Genomic DNA, 23,467 nt, shown 5'->3' with positions numbered 1-23,467 from the left:
CCCGGAGACTGCCCTGACCTGTCAGCCCGCCGAATCGTTCCGCTGCCCGCTGGAAGTGCAGACGGGTGTTATCGGGAACGATCTAGTCGGTCAGTCCTGAAACATCGATATCATCATCAACCATGATGGTATAGCTGCCGTTCTCATAGATCGAATAGGTGTCGTTTCCGTTGCCGTCGACATTCATGACTGTGTCATTACCGCTGTCGGTCCAGGTCTCGCCGCTGACGATACTGTCTCCGGAGTCCCCCACGATGATCAGCGAATTGTCGCCATCTGTGATCTCACCGACATCAGCGCTCAGGAAGTCGAGAATCCAGGCCCCGTCGTCCATATCGATGGCTTCGATGTTGTCGATCAGGCTGGATACAGCGCCGGTCAGGTCCAGCGTTCCGCCGCCGGAATCAAGGAACAGGATATCATTGTCGCTGGCGCTGGTTCCGCCATCCATCAGCACATTGTCCGCCGAGTAATACAGCGTATCGTTACCACTGCCGCCAAGCAGGGTATCGTTACCGTCACCACCGGACAGTGTGTCATCTCCGCTGCCACCGGTCAGCGTATCATGACCATCACCGCCACTCAGAAGGTCATTGCCAGAGCCCCCGGAGAGTTCATCATTTCCGGTGTTGCCGTACATCGAATCATTGCCATTGCCGCCAAGCAGGGTGTCATTGCCGACATTGCCCTGCATGTTGTCATTACCGTCATCACCTTCAAGCGTATCGTCGTCGTAGCCGCCATACATAAGGTCGTTACCGCTGCCGCCACTGACATGATCATTGCCGGAACCACCGGAGACGGTGTCCGCACCGAACCCGCCGCTCAGGCTGTCATCACCATCGTTGCCGTAAAGAGAGTCAGCGCCGCTGCCACCGGAGATCGTATCATTGCCATCGCCACCGGCCAGATACTGGTTGCCGTTACCGCCCCGAATGGTGTCATCACCACCACCGCCCAATAGCGACAGGCCGCTGTAGGAATTCTGACCATCATCACCGAACAGGGTATCCCCGGCTTCCGTACCGATGATCTTCTCAACGGCAAGCGTATTCCCGACTGTGTCGTCCGCCAGGATATCAGTGCCGCCGGCAGACTTGATCTTGTACCAGTCCGCGACGTGCGAGAGGTCGAGGGTAATAGCCGCTGTTTCGCCAGCATAGGACAGCGTGTCGGTACCGCCTCCGAAAGTGAAGGTGTCGTCATCGCCCACACCGCCGGTTATCAGGTCGTCCCCGGCACCACCGATGGCTGTATCGTTACCGGCACCACCATCCAGAGTATTGTTGGAGCCTGATGTGGCGTCCATGACGTCATCACCATCGCCACCGTCGAGCGTCTGATAAGTTCCGGTGCCGCCGTCCAGCGTATCGTTACCGGCACCGCCGAGCAGTGTATCCCAGTCGCCGCCACCGCTCAGATTATCGTCACCATCGCCGCCTTCCAGATAGTCACGTCCGTCACCGGAAGACAGCGAATCATTTCCCGTGCCGCCATAAAGCTCATCCCGGTCTGCGCCGCCGGTCAGCGTGTCGTTACCAGCGCCACCATACAGGGTACCGCGATCAGCACCGCCGTCGAGAACATCATCGCCGTCACCGCCAAACAGGGTGTCACGCTCGGCACCGCCGATGAGAGAGTCATTCCCGGCATCACCATACAGGGTGTCACGATCACCACCGCCATCGATGTAATCGTCGCCGTCACCGCCATAGAGTTTCTGGGTACCAGCTCGTCCAAGCAGCGTGTCATTGCCGCCGCCGCCGACGAAGACCAGCTGATCCCGGTCTGTGCCGGATCTTCCCGCCATCGTATCATCGGCTTCCGAACCAATAATCGTTTCGGTCGACAGCGACCCGATGCCTGCGTCCGCCAGCGTATCAATGCCGTCACCATGGGTAATCGTGTTCCAGGTCGCATTGTCAAAGTCGAAGGTAATCCCGCTCGTCTGACCGGCATAGGTCAGCGTGTCATAGAGATTGCCACCGATGATGCTGTTGTTGCCGGAGCCGCCGAGGATGGTGTCATTGCCGGAGGCACCATCCAGCGTGTCATCCCCTGCACCACCATCAAGATAATCATTATCCCAGCTGCCGAACAGCTTGTCGTTGCCGTCGCCGCCATAAAGCGAGTTATCACCATTCTCACCGCGCAACGTGTCGTTACCGGCCAGACCATACATCACATCATTACCGTCGCCGCCGGCCAGGCTGTCATCGCCAAAGCCGCCGGTCATGGTATCCGCACCGGCCGTCCCGGTCTGGGTGACCGGGGCGGAAGACAGCACCGTGTCACTGAAGACCAGCACCTCGACGCTGCTTAGCGTATCTGTGCCATCCGTGCCCACCGTATCCGCAACGGTAAAGTTGCCGCCGCTGCCGGTCACCACATAGTCAGCGTAATTGCCATTGAAGATCGCGGTGTCGCTGCCGAACCCGCCATCAAGCGTGTCATTGCCGGCACCGCCATTCAGGGTATCGTCACCGAGATAGCCGATAAGCGTGTCGTTGCCGACGTCACCTTCAAGGATATCATTGCCCAGCAGGCCGCTGATCGTGTCGTTGCCGCCACCGCCATTCAGCGAGTCATTGAACAGACCGCCAAGCAGGAAGTCATCCGACGCGCCGCCGATGATGGTGTCGATAGCGGCGGTGCTCAGTGTTTCGTCATTGAAGACCACCAGTTCGACATTGCTGAACCGGTCCACACTGGACGCCGAGGTGATGGTGTAACTGTTGTCCGCGCCGGTCAGCGTGTAGTCGGCATAGTTGCCGCTGACGATCAGGGTATCATTGCCAGAACCACCATCAATCGTGTTCGTACCCAGACCGCCATTCAGCGTATCGTCTCCGGCACCACCATCCAGCGTATCATTGTCCGTGCCACCAAGCAGGGTGTCATTTCCGGCCTCACCATACAGCGAGTCGCGCCCCGTACCGCCATCCAGCAGGTCATTTCCGGTACCGCCGGACAGTGTATCCCAGTCGGTACCGCCGAGCAGCGTATCATTGCCACTGCCACCATTCAGCACATCGCGGTCAGCGCCACCATCAAGCGTATCATCGCCAGCATCGCCATTGATAACCTGATCACCGGCCCGGCCTTCAACCGTATCGTGTCCGGCACCGGCATTTATGGTGATGTCTGTATCAACCGTGGAACTGCCCAGCATCGTGTCACCGGCGCTGGAGCCCGTAATTACCTCAACCTGAATATTTCCGGCAGAGGCACTGTCAGCCAGGGTGTCATTACCCCCGCTGTAGGAGACCCGGTTGCTGGCGTCAAAGTCATATGTGATGGCACTGGTAAGGTTCTCATAGGTCAGCGTATCCGTACCGCCATCGAAGATCAGGCTGTCGTTGCCACCGCTGCCGCCAAAGATGACATCATCGCCCAGGCCGGCATCGACCGTATCATCACCGGCACCGCCATCAAGGGTGTCTTCATCACCCTCACCTTCAAGCCTGTCATTACCTGAACCACCAAGCAGCGTGTCGTCGTCTTCACCACCTTCAAGCGTGTCAGCCCCGGTGCCACCATCAAGCCAGTCATTTCCGTCACCGCCATAAAGACCGTCATTCCCGGTGCCCCCGGCGATGCTGTCGTCATCTGCGTCACCGTAGAGTTCGTCATTGCCGGCACCACCATCAATCGAGTCATCATCATCGCCACCGGAAATTTCATCATTACCGGCATCACCAAAGAGGGTGTCGTCGCCACCCTCTCCGATCAGGCTGTCATTGCCGGTACCGCCATCAATCGTATCCTGACCAGACCCGCCGCTGATTTCATCAACCCCGGCGCCCCCATAGATGGTGTCATTACCACTCTCACCCAGCAGGCTGTCATTACCGGCATCGCCCATGATGAGGTCGTTGCCATTATCGCCATAGACAGTGTCGTCACCTGCACCGGCAGAGACGGTATCATTGCCGTTATCGGCAAAAATTTCATCCTCGCCGGACCCGCCGTCGATAGAATCGTCACCGCTACCCGCGTTGATGGTGTCATTGCCATCGCCACCTGACAGCGAGTCATTCCCCACTCCGGCAGTCAGCAAATCATTCCCGGTGCCGCCATCCAGTGTATTCGTGCCGCTGGTGTCATTCAGAATGTCATTATCAGCGCCACCGTAGAGCGTATCGTTACCGACCTCGCCAATCAGCGAATCTTCACCGGCATCACCGTAGAGTACATCATCGAGAGAGCCGCCCTGCAGGCTGTCATCCCCGGCACCACCATAAAGCGTATCATTGCCGGCATTGCCTTTCAGCAGGTCTTCGTTATCGCCACCATACAGCGTGTCATCACCAAGCCCGCCGTCGAGATCATCGTCACCGGCTTCGCCATACAGGATATCCGAACCCGTCGAGCCATCGATCTCGTCGTTGCCGGAGCCGCCAAACACCGTGTCGTTACCCGACCCGCCATCAAGCGTATCATCACCTGCATCACCGGAAACCGTATCATTCCCGAGACCACCATGGAGGTTATCCTCACCGGCACCACCATCAAGCGTGTCGTTACCGGCCCCGCCGATCAGCGAGTCATTACCGGCATCACCCAGCAGGATGTCATCACCACTGCCACCATCAAGTGTGTCATCGTCACTACCCCCATTGAGGTTGTCGTTACCCGCCTCGCCATAAAGATAGTCATCTTCCGTGCCGCCAATCAGCGTATCGTTGCCGCTGCCGCCGTAAAGCGTATCCCGTTCGGCCCCGCCGTCGAGGGTGTCATTCCCGGCATTGCCGTAGAGCGTATCCTGGCCCGCCCCGCCATCCAGGTCATCATTACCAGCATCACCGTTGAGAACATCCTGACCGGCACCACCCTCGATGATATCATTACCGTCACCTCCGTTCAGAAGGTCATTCCCGGTTTCACCATCGAGTGAATCGTCACCAGCACCGCCATCCAGCGTATCGTTACCGACCCCGCCAAGCAGGGAGTCGTTACCGGCGTCACCGTAAAGCGTGTCATTGCCGTTCCAGCCAACCAGGCTGTCGTCCCCGTCACCGCCATACAGCGTATCGTTGTCGTCACCACCGTTCAGCGTGTCATTGCCCGCATTTCCGATCAGCGTATCATCGCCGCCCGAGGCCAGAAGCGTGTCATCAAACAGACCGCCTTCCAGCGTGTCGCTGGAGCCCGTACCGACAAGATACTGCCCCTGCCCGGTGGCATTGATCGTCTGGCTCAGCAGGACAGTTGCATCGCCATTGGTCCAGACATCGTAGGTTTCATCAGAGGCATTACCGTCTGTGTCATGATCTTCGGTGCCGGTGAAACTCCAGCTTTCCGTCCCGAAGCTGACTGTGTCAGAGCTGTCACCAAAGATGAACAGATCGCCGGACTGGCCGGTCACCGTATTCACGCCGTCCGTGAAACCCTTCACCATATCCGCATCAATCAGAATGGAGTCATTGCCACCACCCAGATTCAACGCTTCGATGTTATCGATCTTGTAATTCGCAATGCTCGTCAGATCGTAGCTGCCAGACAGCTGGAGCTGATCGAAACCGTCGCCGCCATCCATGCGATTGAAAGCGATGTCACCGGCAATCAGCGTATCATTACCAGCGCCACCGAACAGGATATCGGCACCGCCACCGCCGGTCAGCGTATCATCGCCGCCGAGACCCATCATGACATCCTGGCTGGCGCTGCCGGTTCCTGTATTGCCGCTGCCATCACCAAGGAAGCTGACATTGACCGCCACAAACTGCACGGCCGAGCCGCTGACATTGACCTGATAGGTAACCGTCGTCCCGAAATCGAGGCCGGTCAGTTCATCAAATCCGCCAGAGAGCGAACCTGCCGAGATAAGATTGAATGTATCGCTGGCTGAAGGCGTGAATGCCGACGTCGTGACATTCAGCGTACCGTCCAGCGTAAGCGACCCGGACACCGTCAGCACATCATAGGTTGTGCCAGATGTCGTCCCCTGAATATCCATCTGCACCAGGCTGCCATTACCCAACACCGCATTACCGGTCACAACGGCATTATCGATACCGCTGTTTACCGTCCAGGTGCCTTCATTGGTAAAGCTGGTGCTGGCCCCCACGGTCAGGCTGCCATCAAGGATAAACGTTCCCGTATTGGTGACACCGGAACCGGACCCCTGAATATCCAGCGTCGTGCCCGGTGCGACATTGGTTGTGCCACCCAGCGTGACGCTGCCGGAGGATCCGACATCGATGTCCAGATCATGGTCAACATCCAGCAACCCGCTGGTCGTCAGCGTACCGTCAATATCAAGGATATTAGCCGATGTCCCCGCACCATCCGATAAAATCGTGCCCGACGAGGTCAATGTATCACCCGTGGAGACCATCAGCCGCGCCCGGTCATCGGAGGCGTCATCATTGGCCGTCAGAATGATCATCCCCGCGTTCGTACCGCCGCCATCGAGCGACGTATTTACGGATCCGCCCGTCAGTGCGGTATTCAGATCAAGCGTCGCACCGGCGTTGTTCGTGAAGCTATCGCCGAAGAAAGTGCTGCCGGAAACCGAGATGGTTCCGTCGTTAACAAATGAAACTCCGGCCAGAATGGTATCGGCGTTGAGAACAAGGTCATCGCCTGCATAGGTAAAGGTGCGGGCTGAACCGTCATCATCTATGGTCACATTACCGCTAAAATTCAGCGCCGGGTCGCCGGAAGTCCAGTCAACATCACCATTTAGCTGCATCTTGATGGTGCCCGCCAGATCAACGGTACCATCCGATGCGCCGCTGACCTCGGTCAGATCGCTGACTTCCAGTACAGAGGTATTGTTGGCACCACGGAACGTCAGGGTTGCACCCGTAGCAACATCCAGCGTTGTCGATGAGACGTCGGCGACGCCGCCGCTGATCAGCGATACATCAAGGTCATAGTCAACATCGATCAGGCCTGCACCATCCATGCTGCCCGCAATTTCCAGCACATTGGCGTCAGTACCGGCACCGGATGACAGGATCGTGCCGGTATTGGCCAGGTTCTGTCCGGATGCCACATACAGACGACCACGGTCATCTGAAGCATCATCATTGGCGATCAGGTTGATGGTACCGGCGTTGGTGCCACCGCCATTCAGCAATACATTTACATCGCCACCCGTGATGGATGAATTAATGCTGAACAGCCCGTCATTAATGAAGCTGTCATTCAGATTGACCGAACCGGAGGCCGTGAGAGTTCCGTCATTATCCAGCGTAACGCCAGCGGCAAAAACATCGCTGTTCAGAACAAGATCGTCACCGGCATAGCTGAAGATCCGTGCCGAACCGTCATCATCAACCGTAACATTACCGCTGAAATTCAGGGCCGGGTCGCCTGACGCCCAGGTGACGTCATTTTCGAGTTCAATCTCGACTGTCCCGGTGAAATTAACAGCGGCATCGGCAACATCTGTGAGAACGACAGAATCATCGAGGATGACCTTCGAACCCGAGAAACCGTTGAAGGTCAGTGTCTGACCGCTGGCGATATCCAGCGTCGTCGCAGCAATATCAATGACCCCGGAACTGGCAATCGAGATATCGAGATTATGGTCGACATCGACCGTACCGCCACCTTCAAAAACACCATCAACACGAATTGCATTAGCCACAGTGCCGTCACCGGAAGACAGGATGCTGCCGGTTGAGGTCAGCGTCATGTCGTCATCAACGAAAACCGAAGCCCCGTCATCGACAACACCATCATTGGCGACCAGTTCTATCGTCCCGGTATTCGTACCGCCGCCCAGCAAAGAAGCCGCGATACTCGCATCCCCCGGAACCGTTGTGACCGTGAAATTGCCACTGTTGGAAATGCTGTCCCCGAAAGTCGACGAGCCCACAACAGAAACCGAGCCCTGATTCTGGAAGACCACACCTGCCGCAAAGCTGTCACTGCCCAGAGCAAGATCGTCACCGGCATAAGTGAAGGTCCGGGGAGTACCGTCATCGTCGACCGTAACATTACCGGAGAACGTAAGTGCCGGGTCCGAGGCCCCCCAGGTCACATCACTCGCCAGCTCGATTTCAGTTGTTCCGTTAAAATCAACAAACGCCGTTGGTGTAGCAGTAACGACAACGCTGTTGTCCCAGATTACCTTGCCTCCGGATATCCCGGAAAAGGCCAGTGTTTCACCGCTGGAAATATCGATGGTTGAACCCGTGACATCTACAACCCCGACACTGGCAATCGAGAAGTCCAGGTCGTGATTAACATCAATGGTCCCGCCGCCGACGAACGTGCCATCTGTACGTACTGCGTTGGCTTCATTACCTGACCCGCCGGATTGCAAAACTCCGGAAGAGGTGAATGTTTCACCATTCTCGATGAAAATGGATGCATGATCGTCAACTGTACCGTCATTCGCGATCAGATTGATCGTGCCGGCATTCGATCCGCCACCGGCCATACTGGCCGTCACATCCACATCCCGGACCGTTGCGTCAACAGTGAAGATGCCCGTTGCATCGTTCGTGAAGGTATCCCCGAAGAAGGCCGTACCCGTTGCCGTCATCGTTCCTTCATTCTCGACAGAAACACCGGCAAGGAAGGTATCGCTGTACAGAACCAGATCGTCAGCCTGATAGGTGAAGGATCTGGCCGATCCGTCGTCATCCATGGTCACGTTGCCGGTGAAAGAAAGAACCGGATCAGCCGCCGCCCATGTTAAATCGCTTTCGAGTTCGATCTCGACAGTTCCGTCAAATTCGACGGTGGCATCGGCGATATCCGTGAGGACGACAGCATTATCAAGAATGACTTTCGAACCAGAGAAACCGTTGAAGGTCAGCGTCTTACCACTGGCGATATCCAGCGTCGTCGCGGTGACGTCGATAACCCCTGTGGTAGCAATCGAAAAATCGAGGTCATGATCAACATCAACCGTACCACCGCCGATGAAGGTACCATCCGTCAGGATCGCGTTGTCATCAATGCCTGCACCGCTGGAGGCAATATGACCGGTCGACGTGAAAGTATCGCCACCGTCGATGTAGATGGCAGCCCGGTCATCCGTCGAAACCTCATTCGCGATCAGGTTGATGGTACCGGCATTCGTTCCGCCGCCGTCCAGGCTGGCAGTAACATCGAGCCCCAGCACCGTCGCATCAACATTGAAGATACCCGTTGAATCGTTGGTGAAGGTATCACCGAAGAAGGCCGTACCCGTGGCCGTCATCGTCCCTTCGTTCTCGACGGAGACACCGGCAAGGAACGAATCGCTGGCCAGCACGAGGTCGTCGCCCTGGTAGGTAAAGCTGCGGGGCGTACCGTCATCATCAACCCGTACGGTCCCGCTGAAATCAAGCACGGGGGCTGATGCAGACCAGGTCACATTACCGGACAGGAACAGCCTCGGGTCACTTGCAAAACTGACCGTATCGTCGGTGTTACCAGCAAACACTTCTGTCCCGTCGAGCAGGATAGAAGCCCCCGAACTGGCATTGAAGGTTATGTCGTTTCCGGTGATATCAATGGTGCCACCGGACAGATCGAGCGTTGAGGTCGAGAAGACGTCAAACTGCAGGTCAGTATCTGCATCAATCCGGCCGTTATTTATGAAACTTGCCGTGTCGGAAATCCGGATCGTATCTGTGCCCGTTCCGCCCGCTGTGATGGTTCCGTCATTCTGGATAACGCTTGCGTCTTCACCGAGCAGCCGGCCGACATTGGTCAGCCTGACCTCACCGGCATTGGTCAGCGAACCTTCGACGCGGAGCAGACTGTTACCACTGATCTCGATGACGCCGTCAGAGTTGTTCGTAATCGCCCAGTCGCTGGTGGCATTCCCGGTGATGTCCACCAGACCGCTGTTCGACAGCGTACCGCCACCATCAAGGCTGCCAAAGGCGCCGGCCAGGGTGCCGCCATCTTCAACCGTGCCGCTGCCGTTGGTTGTGAGATTAAACGTGCCTTTATCCAGTGTCGCGCCATTGGCGATGGCAAAACCACCAACAGTTACATTGCTGTTCAGAACCGCAGAACCGGAACCGATGGAAACATCGTCACCCGAAGACGGGACGGTATTGAAGGTCCAGTTTCCGGCCGTGCTGAACAGGCTGTCCCCTGATCCGTTATTAAAGGTGTTCAGCGTCAGGAAATCGGTAATGGAGCCGACGGTATCGTCAAAGACAACCGCATCAACATTGGTGGACAGGATATCCGTTCCACCCGAACCGACATTGTCGATCACACGATAAACACCGCCAACACTGACCACGGAGAAGTTTGCCACATTTCCGCTGAAGACAATCGTGTCGCTGGAGGTACCACCGATCAGCGAGTCATCTCCGTCGCCACCGATCAGGGTGCCGCCGTTGGTGGTCAGTGTGTCATTGAAATCAGACCCAACCAGAACCTCGATGTTCGAGATCACGTCTGATCCCATCCCGCCGCCGATAGTCTGGGCAGATGTGTTGGTGAGGTCGACCGTCACACCGCTGGTCGCAGCTGAATAATCCAGCGTATCACTGGCCGAACCGCCATCTATCGTATCATTGCCGGAATCACCGATAATCAGGTCATTGCCGCTGCTGCCGATCAGGCTGTCATTACCGGAGCCGCCTTCCAGCGTGCTGTTGGCGGAACCGGCATTTATCGTGTCATCGCCAGCGCCACCGCTGAGGGTCGCGTTCTCTGAACCACCAATTATTGTATCGTCGCCATCTCCGCCCTGAACCAGTGAAATGCCGGTCCCGGCTGTAAGCGTGTCTCCGAAGTCCGAACCGATGACACCTTCAATATCCTGCAGGACATCAGAACCGAACCCGGTAACATCCGCTTCACTGTCGCTGACATAGGCATCCACGCCAGCAGTCGCGTTTTTATAAGAGAGGTAATCCGTACCGGCACCACCATACAGGTAGTCATCCCCGGCACTCGCCAGGAAAGTGTCATTACCGCCATCGCCGCGCATTTCATCATTGCCACCGGCACCGTCAAAAACATCGTCGCCATCGCCACCCTGGAAGGTGTCATTCGCGGTCGAGCCGACAGCAGTATCGGCATGGTCTGTACCGATAATGCGTTCGAAATCTGCAAAGCTGTCGGTGAACCCGCTTCCGGTGACGGTCGAAGCCGCGAAATCAACGGTGATGCCGGACGTAAAGGCACTGTCGTCATAGCTGAGAATATCTTCGCTGGATTCACCTTCACCATTCAGCGAGTCATTACCCAGTGAGCCGAAGATAAAATCGTCGCCGCTGCCGCCCAGAATGGTCTCGTCACCATCGGAACCTTTCAGCGTATCGTCATGAACTCCGGCCTTCAGAACCTCAATACCGGACAGGACATCATAACCTTCACCGCCGCCGATCGACTGCGCGCCCGTGTCAGACAGATCAACAGAGACGGCCCCGGCAGAGCCCGAATAGTCGGCAACATCACCATCACCCGCGCCGCCGTTCAGCGTGTCATTTCCGGCGCCGCCTACAAGCGTATCGTTTCCGGCACCACCAAATATATAGCCGGCACCAACACCATTGGTCAGCGACTCATCCGTGCTATCACCGACAACAATTTCCGGGCCGCCCTGGCCCTGACCGCCGTCAGCCCCCACCACCAGATCAAATGTGGTGCCGTCCAGGTCTACCGAATCGATAGCCGACGTTTCATTGCCCTGCTGATCGCGAATCTCGATAACCGCGCCGTCGCCAAGCGTCAGTGTCACCGTATCATTCGAGATCGTGGCATCGGCCAGCGTAACGCCGTTCAGTTCAAGAACATCATTCCCGGTTGAATCGATGATTGTGTCGTTACCGTCCCCGCTGTCATAGACATAGCGGTCGTTGCCACCATCATCCGTCAGAACATCATTGCCACGACCACCATCCAGCGTATCGCCGCCATCGCCGCCGATCAGGCTGTCATCGCCGTGAGCACCGAACAGAGTATCACTACCGCTGTCGCCATTCAGCGTATCGTCGACCAGTGACCCGACGATCACGTCATTTGAACTGGCGCCGACGCTGTCGATCCCCGGACCAGCCGTGACAGTGGCATCGCCGAACTGAACCAGCGTGCCGTTCAGATTGAGGATCGTATCTGTGCCATCCGACCCGACATTATCGGTAATCGTCAGGCTGTCGCCGTGATCTGTAACGCTGTAATCGGCAAGATTGCCATTATAGATGATGGTGTCGCTGGCATCGCTGTCGATCGTGTCATTGCCCGCGCCGCCCTTCAGCGTATCGGCACCGGTTCCGCCCTGCAGCAGGTCATCACCGGCACCACCATCAAGCGTATCAGCACCTGCACCACCGATCAGGGTGTCGCTGCCTGACCCGCCGTTCAGCGTATCGGCACCGGCCTCGCCTTCCAGTGTATCATCGCCAGCCGCCCCGATGAGAGTATCATCACCATCTGCCCCTTTAAGGGTGTCACTGCCGGAACCACCATCCAGATAGTCCGCATCCGCGCCACCATCGAGCAGGTCATCGCCAGCTGCGCCAAGGAGTGAATCCGCCCCGGCATTGCCGAACAGATAGTCATCACCGGCACCGCCATCGAGGTTGTTCACCATATTGTCGCCGATGATCAGGTCATCACCGGAGGTTCCCGTGATATCCTGCCGCAGGCCGAGCGTCGTACCAAGGCTGTCGAGGACCACCGTCTCGATTGCCTGATCGCCCGTGAACTGATCCTTGATTGTCAGGGTTTCACCCGATGTCAGGGTGATGACCGCATCATCGCCGCTCTGCGTGGCATCGGAAATATTCACCGAACCGGCAATGATCAGGCTGTCATTATCAACACCGCTGTCCGCGATGGAATCATTGCCGTCGCCGGACGACCAGAGAACCGTATCCGCACCGGCGCCTAGTTCAACCGTATCTGCGCCGAGGCCACCTGTAATGGTGTCCGCACCGTCACCACCAAGCAGCGTATCGTCGCCACTGCCGCCCAGAATGGTGTCCGCACCACCGGCACCGTCGATGGTATCGCCGACACGGGACCCGGTCAGCAGTTCGCCTGTCTCATCGCCGACTGTATCCAGGGCGGTGAATTCGGAGACACTGACCGTCGTATCATCAAAAGTGAGGACCTCGATGCCCGTCAGGACAGACCGCGCAGAAGCACTGGTCAGTGTGAAGCCGCCAAGGTCCGGGCCTGTTTCACTGTCATGTTCCGTGGTCAGCGTATAATCGGAGAGGTTTCCTGCAAATACAGCTGTATCGCTGCCGTCAGCACCGTAAATCGTGTCATCACCACCGCCACTGGTCAGCGTATCATCGTTGGTTGTACCTGCGATGATGTCATCGCCGGACGTCCCGGTGTCGCCGGTTGCCAGTTTATAGGGCGCATTATTGATGGTGATGTTCTCAACCGCGTTCGTGCCGTCGAAATGGCCCGCAAGGGTCAGCGTATCGTCATCAAGTTCCAGTATCAGGTCATTGCCTGTGCGATAGGCTGAACTGAGTGTGATATCGCCACCATTGGTCGGCGGCGCGTTCAGAATCAGGGTGTCGTCACCAGCGCCGCCGATGATCGTGTCATCACCTTCACCGCCGAAATGCAGCGCTGTATCATCGCCGCTTCCCAGATCAATCGTATCATCGCCGAATTCACCATCGGCAGTATCATTGCCACCGCCGAGGTTAATGATATCGTCACCGAACCCGCCGAGACGGCTGTCATCTGTCTCAAAAGGCGCGAAGGTCGTGCTTGCGGTATTAAAGCTCCCGTCTGAAAATTCAAAGACATCGACGCCTTCGAATATATGGGTGACACCCGTATTTTCATTCCGGAGACCCACCGAAACGTTCGGGTTCTGGCCACCCTGCGGAACGATGACCCAGTCATCGCGGGCACTGTCGATAATGACAGTGTCACTCCCGCTGCCACCCTCAATCGAGTAGGTCCCGGTATTGGTTGAATCGATATAGATTTTGTCGTTACCGGCACCGGCATCAACACTGTCATCGCCGGTTCCCGTGGTAATGCTGTCATCACCGGCACCGCCATCGAGATAGTCATTACCCGAGCCGCCATCCAGCGTATCGCCACCGTCATTACCGGTCAGCGTATCGTCGCCACCGAGCCCCTGAAGAGTGTCCCCGAGTTCGCCGCCGGTGAGAACGTCATTACCGGAGGTGCCTGTGAGGTCATAAGAAATAAACGTCTGGGTAACGTCGTTGAACACAATCGATTCGACGCCTGTCAGCGTATCCGTACCGAGATTGCCGACATTATCCACCACCGTGAAAGCACCGTTACCAATGTCGGTGACAGTATAATCAGCCTGATTGCCGGCATAGGTGACAACGTCGCTCCCGGCACCACCATCGATCTGGTCATTACCGGTGCCACCGGTCAGGGTATCGCTGCCGCTGCCGCCAAGCAGCGTATCGTCACCGGCACCGCCATCAATCTGGTCGTTCCCGGAGCCGCCGGACAGGGTATCGCTGCCAGCACCGCCACTCAGATTGTCCCGGCCGGAACCACCCTCGATATCGTCATCGCCGGCACCGCCGGAGATTGTATCCCAGCCATATCCGCCCAGCAGGCTGTCGCCCGCGTCAGAGCCGGTGATCACGTCATCATCGTCAGAGCCAACGACAACCTCAAAACCGGACAGATCATCGGTGAAGTCGTTATGTTCTGCCGTGCCATTGGCCAGATCGACCGTAACCGCCCCGGTACCAACCATGCTGTAATCAAGGGTATCCGTGCCCGAGCCACCATCCAGCGTATGAATGCCATCACCGCCGCGGACAGTGTCGTTACCCGCACCGGCCTGAACCGTCGTTCCGGAAGAAGACACAGTCAGCGTATCGTCACCGGAACCGGAGACGAGTACCTCAAGGTTAACAAGGGTATCAGTTCCGTGCCCGGACGTGACCTGCTGCCCGCCGCCATAGCCGAAGTTGACGGTCAGGCCGTCGGTTACCGTACTGTAATCAACAACGTCAGCGGTGCCTGCGCCACCATCCATCGTGTCGTCACCGGCGCTGCCGCGAAGCGTATCATTGCCGCTGCCGCCATCCAGTTTCTCGTTCCCGTCACCACCGCTGAGATCATCGTCACCGGCCCCGCCCAGCAGGGTCGCGCTGCCTGAAGTGACACCGGACAGGCTGAGGGTATCGTTGCCCGCCTCACCATCCAGCACCCCATTGAAGGTTGATCCCGCAACACCGATGGAATCATCGCCGCTGCCCGCACGAACCGTATCGATGCCGCCACCCGCTGTAATCGTGTCGGCAAAGTTCGTCCCGATGACGCCTTCAACATCAGTCAGTGCATCTGTGCCAAATCCACTGACTGCTGCAATACCTTCCGTCGTCGAGAAAGTGATGCCAGAGGTCGCATCGCTGTAGGAAACGAAGTCGGTTCCCGTGCCGCCGTCAATGACATCGTCACCTGCACCGGCAAACAGTATATCGTCGCCGGTACCGCCTTCGAGGGTGTCATTTCCGGCACCACCATCGAGAATATCGTCGTTGGCATCGCCGGTCAGGCTGTCATCACCTGCGCCGCCCCGGAGGGAGTCCTCGCCGCCTTCACCGGCAAGACGGTCATTGCCCGCACCGCCGTCAATAATGTCATTCCCGGAGCGCCCGTTAAGGGAGTCTGCGCCAGTCGAGCCGAGCATGGTATCGACGGAATTGGAGCCGACAATCTTGCCGAAATTGGCAAAGCTATCGGTAAACCCGTCGCCGGTTACGGTTGCGCTGGCCATATCAACCGTGACTCCGGACGTGATTGCGCCGGTATCATAACTGAGGGTGTTCTCGTCTGAGGCGCCTTCACCATTCAGCGAGTCATCGCCGAGTGAGCCGAAGATCGTATCGTCTCCGGCACCGCCCAGAATGGTGTCGGAATTATCAGAGCCGGTGAGATTGTCATCACCATCCCCGGATTGCAGGATCTCGATATCAATCAGCCGGTCATTCCCCTGACCGCCACCAACCGCCTGTGCCGATGCATTCGACAGGTCGATGGTCAGGCCACCGGTCACCGCAGAATAATCCGCCAGATCGGCATCCCCCGCGCCACCATCAAGCGTATCATCGCCGGTGGATCCGCGCAGCGTATCATCACCTGCACCACCAATCAGCGTGCTGGTTGCGCCTGCACCCGCTGTCAGGTCGTCATTGCCGTCGCCACCAATCAGCGTGTCGCTGGACGATGTGCCACCAATCAGGACGTCGTCACCGGAACCACCATCCAGCAGGTTCTGCGCCGAACTTCCAGACCCGCCGGTCAGCCTGTCATTACCAGCACCCCCCAGCAGGGTTGTATTAGCGGAACTGCCGCCGGAAGCATCCAGCGTATCATCGCCCGTCCCGCCATCGAGAACACCACCCGCGGATGTTCCAAGACTGTCATTCTGAGTAGAGCCGACAATCGCTTCAATCTGCGTCAGCGTATCCGTGCCATGCCCGGCCGCCGTAACCACCGCGGTGCCACCGGCCCCCAGGGTCAGCGAAATACCGCCAGCCGCATTACCATAATCAACCGTGTCATTACCGGCACCACCAACGAAGGTTTCGTCACCGGCCCCGCCAATGAGCAGGTCATCGCCCGCACCACCATCAAGGGTATTCGTGCCGGTGCCGCCGGTCAGCGTATCATTACCACCATCGCCACCGAGGAAGTTGTTACCACCACCGGCGGAGATAATATCGTTTCCGCCAGCTCCGTTCAGGGTGTTGTCTGACGCATCGCCAAGCAGCGTATCGACATAGGTAGAGCCTTCAAAGACCTCAAACCCGTCAAAACTGTCGGTGAACCCGTCGCCTTCAACCGTTGACGTACCGAGGTCTATCGTCACCCCCACCGAACCGCCATAGGCGGCATAGCTGAGCTGGTCTCCAGACCCCGAATTCGAGCCACCGATCAGGCTGTCATTTCCGAATGAGCCACGGACGAAATCATCACCCGCACCCGCATCCAGCGTATTGTCGGCAGCGTCGCCCCGGAGATGGTCATTCCCCGTGCCGGTAATGACATTTTCAATTCCTGACAGGACATCTGTCCCGAATTCCGAGCCTGTATTCTGTGCGGAGGTTGTGTTCAGGTCGACTGTAACGCTACCCGTGGCGAAAGAATAATCAGCCAGATCACCGTCGCCCGCACCACCGTTCAGAGTGTCGTCACCACTGCTGCTGACGAAAGTATCATCACCTGCGCCACCATTCAGGATCGAAATACCGCCGCCTGCCGTCAGCGTGTCACCGAATTCTGTCCCAATGACGCCTTCGACATCGGAAATGTTATCCGTGCCGAAACCGGCAACAGACACCGAACCGCCGGACGCAGCAAAGTCGATGCCGCCGATGGCACCATTAAAGGTCAGATAATCCGTCCCCGTACCGCCGTTGATGACATCATCACCAGAGCCGCCATCAAGGGTATCGTCACCACCGCCGCCATTCAGCGTGTCACTGCCGGCACTGCCGACCAGGCTGTTGCCATCTGCAGAACCGGTAATCGTATCGTCGAGAACCGAGCCGATCACCCCTTCGATATTGAGCAACCTATCCGTGCCAAAGTCGGCATTGGTTACCTGAGCGCCTGTATTCGACAGGTCGACATCAATACCCTGAGCCCCGAAATAGGTGCTGTAATCAATCCAGTCGAAGTCGTCACCGCCATCGAACCGGTCGTTGCCGCTGGAGGCAATAAAAGTATCATCCCCGGAATTGCCGTTGACGTTATCCGCCCGGCCGTTCCCTGACAGGATGACATCATCCCCCTGCCCGAGAATGATGCTTTCCACGCCGCTGATCGTATCTTCAAAAGCGACATTCGAAGAACCGTCCTGCCGGTAGACATAGGCGTCACTGCCCGTCACCGGATCGACATAGGTCAGGCCTTCCGTAACCGCGCTGTAATCCAGCACGTCATTACCGGCACCGCCCGTGAATGTGTCGTTCCCGGCGCCAGCACCAATCAGGCTGTCGTCACCGTCACCGCCGTTGAGGATGCCGGAACCGGTACCGGCCTCCAGCGTATCCGCGCCATCGCCGCCATCCAGCGTTACCGCAAAGGCACCGCCGACCAGCGTATCATCATCGGTTCCGCCGACAATATGCTCGAAACCTGAGACCGAGTAGGTTGTACCGCCATCGCTCACCGTGCCGTCGGCAAGATTGGCATCAAGGGCATTACCCTCGCCGGTCACGGTAATCACGTCACCATCCCCGGCGCTGCCGATAACATTTTCAATAGACGTCAGTTCGTCAGAACCGGCACCATGAGCAACTGTTCCCACATCAACACTGAAGGTAACCGGCGTTTCGGACCCTTCATAGGTCGCGATGTCATCATCCGCACCACCGTCCAGCGTGTCATTACCGGCACCGCCAACCAGAATGTCGTCGCCTGAACCACCTTCAACCGTGTTCGAGCCTGTACCGCCTGTGAGGCTGTCACTACCGGCACCGCCCTGCAGCAGGTCATCACCGGTACCGCCATTCAGGGTATCGTCACCGTCGCCGCCCTCAAGCGTATCTGCACCTGCTTCGCCGAACAGGGTATCATCCCCGGCCTTGCCCAGCAGACTGTCATCACCGGCACCACCATAGAGGGTATCGTTGCCCGTGCCGCCATCGAGCGTATCCTGCCCGGCACCGCCGTCCAGAAGATCGCGCCCCTGCCCGCCGAGCAGGATATCGTTCCCGTCGCCGCCATCCAGTTCGTCATTGCCGGAAATACCGCGCAGGGTGTCATCACCGTCGAGACCGACCAGCGTGTCATTCACCAGCCCGCCAACGATATCCGAACTCTGTCCCAAATCATCGGTGATGACCTGGCTGGAAGCCACGATTGTCGCATCATTAAAGCGGAACTCGCTGATACCGGAGACAGCATCAACCCCGTCACTGCCCTGATCATCGGTGACGGTAATGGTCGTGCCGTTATCATCAACAAGGAAAGAAAAATCATTCAGCTGCCGGTTCGTGTAATCAACAGCACCTGCGCCGCCACCTTCAATGCTGTCATCTCCGCCGCCACCGATGAAGGTGTCGAACCCGCTGCCGCCAAGCAGCAGGTCATTCCCACTTGCACCGTCCAGCGTATCACCGCCACCGCCGCCCGAGAGTGTATTATTACCGCTGGTGCCGGTCAGGGTATCGCCGGAATTTGTGCCGAGGACATTCTCTACGTTATAGAGTTCGTCCGTTCCGAACTGACTGGCACCGCTTTGCAACGAATTGTTCAGGTCAACGTCAATTCCAACCGTGCCAGCGGAATAATCGATCCAGTCACCGTCGCCATTGCCGCCATAGATGTCATCGTTACCATCGCCGACAACCTGAACAATGGTGTCATTACCGTCACCGCCGTCAATTTCATCAGCCCCGGTACCGCCGAACAGCGTATCATCACCGTCACCGCCATCCAGATAATCTTCACCGGTTTCACCAAACAGGGTGTCATTACCGGAACCACCGTTCAGTTCGTCATCCCCGCTGCGGCCATAAAGGGTATCGTTACCGCCGTCACCGTTCAGGGTGTCGTCATACATACCGCCATCAAGCGTATCATTGCCGTCTCCGCCATTCAGGACATCACTTCCATGGCTGCCGACAAAGGTAACACCACTGAGGGAATCGCCGACGAGATAGTCGTCCCCCGCTTCACCGCTGATTGTATCATCGCCGCCGCTGCCGATCAGTGTATTGGCGCCGGATGTGCCTTTAATCCTGTCACTGGATGAGGACGTGACCACATTCTCAACATTCGAGATGAGATCGTAATCGATATCCTCACCATAGGCGTTGAAGCTGTCCTCACCATTAATCGCCGGACCCGCAGGGCCGCCAATCTGACCGCCCTCGCCTTCATCAATCAGAACTGAACGGTCACCGAGGTCTACCGTTACACCATTTGTCGCGCTGGGGTAGTAAAGCCAGTCGTCGTCGCCGTCGCCACCATCATAGGTGTCATTGCCATACCCGGTACCGCCGATGATGGTATCGCCACCTGTACCCGCATTGACATAATCATCACCTGCGCCACCGATGATCGTGTCGCCACCGCCACCTGCAAACAGAATGTCGTTACCCGCGCCACCGTTCAGGGTATCGCCCCGACCTGCGGTTGTGATGTTATCGGCCCCCGCACTGCCTGTAATATTATAGGCAACAGTATCACCGTTAGCGTTCGTCGCAGGGAGCACAACGGTTGTCGGCGAACTATACGATATTGCCTGCGTTACATTAACTGGCGCCGGCGGCGGTGATGTAACAACAATATCATCATTATCATCATTGCCGGAACTGCTGCCACCAACGACAACGTCGTCATCTGTACCGGAATTACTCCCGACACCGCCAAAAACCTCACTAATAACACTGGAAAGCGGGTCGCTGCCTGTTACCGGACCATCAGATTCGGGCGCAGGAGCAACAACGTCCAGATCCCCCGGCTGCTCTCCCTCCGGCTGCTCACCTTCACCAATGGCCGGCCCAAAGGTCTCGCCTTCCTGACCGCCCTCACTATTCGGTCCATCATCCGGCGCGGCATCCGGGCCGCCAGCCTCATCCGGCAATGCAGGACCGGCAATTTCTCCATCCGGCGCTTCACCGTCAGCAAGCTCTTCTTCCCCTTCGCCGGTTCCTTCTTCGCCTTCTCCCTCAGCTTCTCCTTCGCCCTCACCTTCCTCTTCGGTCTCGCCGTCAAGACCTTCGAGCGACGGGCCGGCTTCTTCCTCGCCACCGCCTTCCTCGCCGCCCTCACCCTCACCTTCGCCTTCGTTTTCACCTTCAGCCTGCTGATCCTCTTCGCCGTCATCATTCTGCTGGCCGGGTATCTGCCGGGGGGTGTCCGAACGGGTGACGGATCCGTTGTCATTCACCTCGACACCCAGGGCACGACCGAAGGTCTGGTTGAAGTCGTCAGCTGTAAAGGTCCGGGTCTGTACGCTGCCCCCGGCAATATTGGCCCCCTGCAGCGGCACGTTGATGGTGGTGGTAAAGCCGGTATTGGTGGTGACGGTCAGTTCCCCGACCGTACCGTCAGCATCAGCGGTCAGAACAACCGTGACCTCGACTTCCTGGCCGGGCGCCGGGGCACCCACATCGCCGGAAATTGACGTACCGCGAATACCGATGGTGGCAACCGGAGTCTTGATTTCCATCGCATCGACGCCGGTCTTGGCAATTTTGCCCGACACAAACGAGAAGACGCCCTGAACAACCGAGAAGGTGCCGCCACCGCTCTGGTTGGCGGGGTCATAGATCAGTTCATCCAGCACCATGCGGCCATCGCCGCCGAGCTGGAATGTCGATTCATCGACAAAAACAATGTTGATCAGCCCGTCGGCTTCGGTCTCCAGCACGTCGCCCTGGAACACCTGATCACCCGCCTGCAACTGGACCCGCGTGCCATCGGCACGAACCGCATAGACAGAACCTTCCAGCGTATCAACCGTGCCGATCGGCTCTGCCCCCGGAAGGTCACCAGCCTGCGCGTACTGACCGGGTGCAACAGGCCCGGCAAGCTTCGTCGCCAGCGCCGCATCAATCACCAGACCACCACCGGCAGTCAGGTCCGGCGGCGTGCCGTCTGCAAAGAAATCCCTGATGAGAACGCGTTCGCCGTTATCGCCAACCAGAACCAGATCGGGACCGGCACGCAGGTAATCAGCCGAAGTCAGGAAGGAGCCATCATCAAACGGGATGCTGTCAACGCCGGCAGCATCGTAAACGGCTGTATATTCCCCCGCCTCTGTCAGATTACCTCCCTCCCGGGAAGCCGGACCGCTTAGCTCGTTCATAGCAACGCCTGCGTTCTTTCATGAGCGACACTAAACGGTCACCCCTTAACTCATGCCGCCCCGCAGCGACGAAAAACCCCGATATCTTTTATTAACAATGATCTGACGCGAGGGAATGACGGCGATCACATCGCGGTAGATTGTAGTCATTTCGATGCATTTATATCGACAACGACCACCCCTATCGGGAGGGTGGATCAACCACATGATCTTATCCGGCGCATTCCGGTCGGATGATGTCACGGATGAGGTTTTAACCGACCCCAGAACACCTGAAATCAGCATAAACAGAGAGATAGCGGCGACTCGATCCGCCAGACGGGTATCAGGATGCTGCGGTCATCAGTCGTTCCAGATCAGCTTTCACACCGGCTGCCTTTGCCGCTGCCCCAACCTGATCCAGAGCCTTTGCATAGTTCTGCAGGGTCCAGACATTGCATGGCTTGTTCAGCACCCGCTCCGAAAGCAGGGCCGTTGCTGTTTTCCAGCGGTTGTCCTGAATCGCAGAATCGATCAGCAGCATGGCGAACAGATCCCGCTGGGCATGGCTGCCGCCCAGTACGGGCAGCTGATAGCGGATCGGCATCAGCAGATCGACGGCCATACCCGGATCGCCGGTGCGCCGTGCAATCATCGCCCGGCAGATTGAAATACCGACATCGGTCGTGACCCGGTCGGTCCAGCCCCCTTTGCCGAAACTGTCATCCCGCAAAGATGCCAGCATTTCACCAGCCCGGGCCGGTTCAGCGGTTGCCAGTGCCAGACTGAAATGCGCATCCGCAAAGGCCATCAGACGTTCGTCAATACGCCCGCTCGATTTCCGGGCCAGAACATCCCAGCGATCTCCCACATCAATGCCGTGCATTTCAAGCCGCGCCAGCAGGGAAACATCGTTACAGATATCGAGATATTCTTCCGAATCAGCATCGAACAGATCGTTGTCATACAACGACAGGGCCTCGTCATACTCAGCCCTGTCAACATGCATCAGCGCACGGTGCCACCACAGATGATAACGAAAATTATTGGCCTGATTCCAGTTTTCCTGCAACCCGGAAATCCAGTTAATTCCCTCAGCCGCCCGGTCCTGCATTTCAAACACATGTGCGACCGCATGCACCGCCCAGGGATCCTTCGGGTCCAGTGCAACGGCACGCCGTCCCGTTGCCTCGGCTTCGTCATAACGACCGGTCTCTTCCAGTCCGAATGCCAGCATGCCCATAACGGACGGATAAAGCGGATCCCCCTCCGACCAGCCATGCAGGCAACGCCCGACTGCATCCCGCACTTCGGCAGACTGTCCGAGGTAAAAATGCCCGTACTGCGCCAGCTTCAGCGCCACAAAATCACGGGGATGATCAACCAGAATGGCGTCCCACAGCCGCACAGCCTCGGGCAGGTCGTCATTACACCAGGCATCCAGCGCCGCCGAATGCCCCTGCTCACGTACTGTTGCCTTTGTACAAAGCCGGCGAATCTCCGGCAGGCTGTCTGCCACCCGCTCTGCCGGCCGCGCTGCCGCCATCAGCTTGAAAAAGTACCCTCTGAGGAGATGCGCCATCGGCATCTCCGGATCCGCGGCGAAGACCGCTTTCAGCCGGTCTCCGATATCCCGGGAAAAATGTGCATAGCCATCCAGCGTATGATCAAAGGCAGCGGCTGCGTCGGCGCTCACGGTGGTCAGGGCATTGCCGTGGAAATCATAATTTGTCATATACGGAGTATGCTGGAGGGATGGAAATTGGCAACCGATTC

The 23,467-nt window shown here is 57.6% G+C and carries 2 protein-coding genes; both read right to left on the bottom strand.

The window, feature by feature from the left end; all coding sequences use genetic code 11:
• Positions 1–82: 82 nt before the first annotated feature.
• Positions 83–21,712 (bottom strand): hypothetical protein, encoded by a 21,630-nt coding sequence (locus tag GH722_12385; GenBank protein MRG72559.1) that lies wholly within the window; start codon positions 21,710–21,712, stop codon positions 83–85.
• Positions 21,713–22,037: 325 nt separating this feature from the next.
• The gene (locus GH722_12380; protein MRG72558.1) at positions 22,038–23,426 is read right to left on the bottom strand and encodes a tetratricopeptide repeat protein; all 1,389 of its coding nucleotides are present in this window, start codon (positions 23,424–23,426) and stop codon (positions 22,038–22,040) included.
• Positions 23,427–23,467: the final 41 nt, after the last annotated feature.

The organism is Alphaproteobacteria bacterium HT1-32 (assembly GCA_009649675.1).
Lineage (GTDB): Bacteria > Pseudomonadota > Alphaproteobacteria > Rhodospirillales > HT1-32 > HT1-32.
Note: the sequence above shows the minus strand (reverse complement) of the source record. Positions and strands in the feature narration are given on the sequence as shown.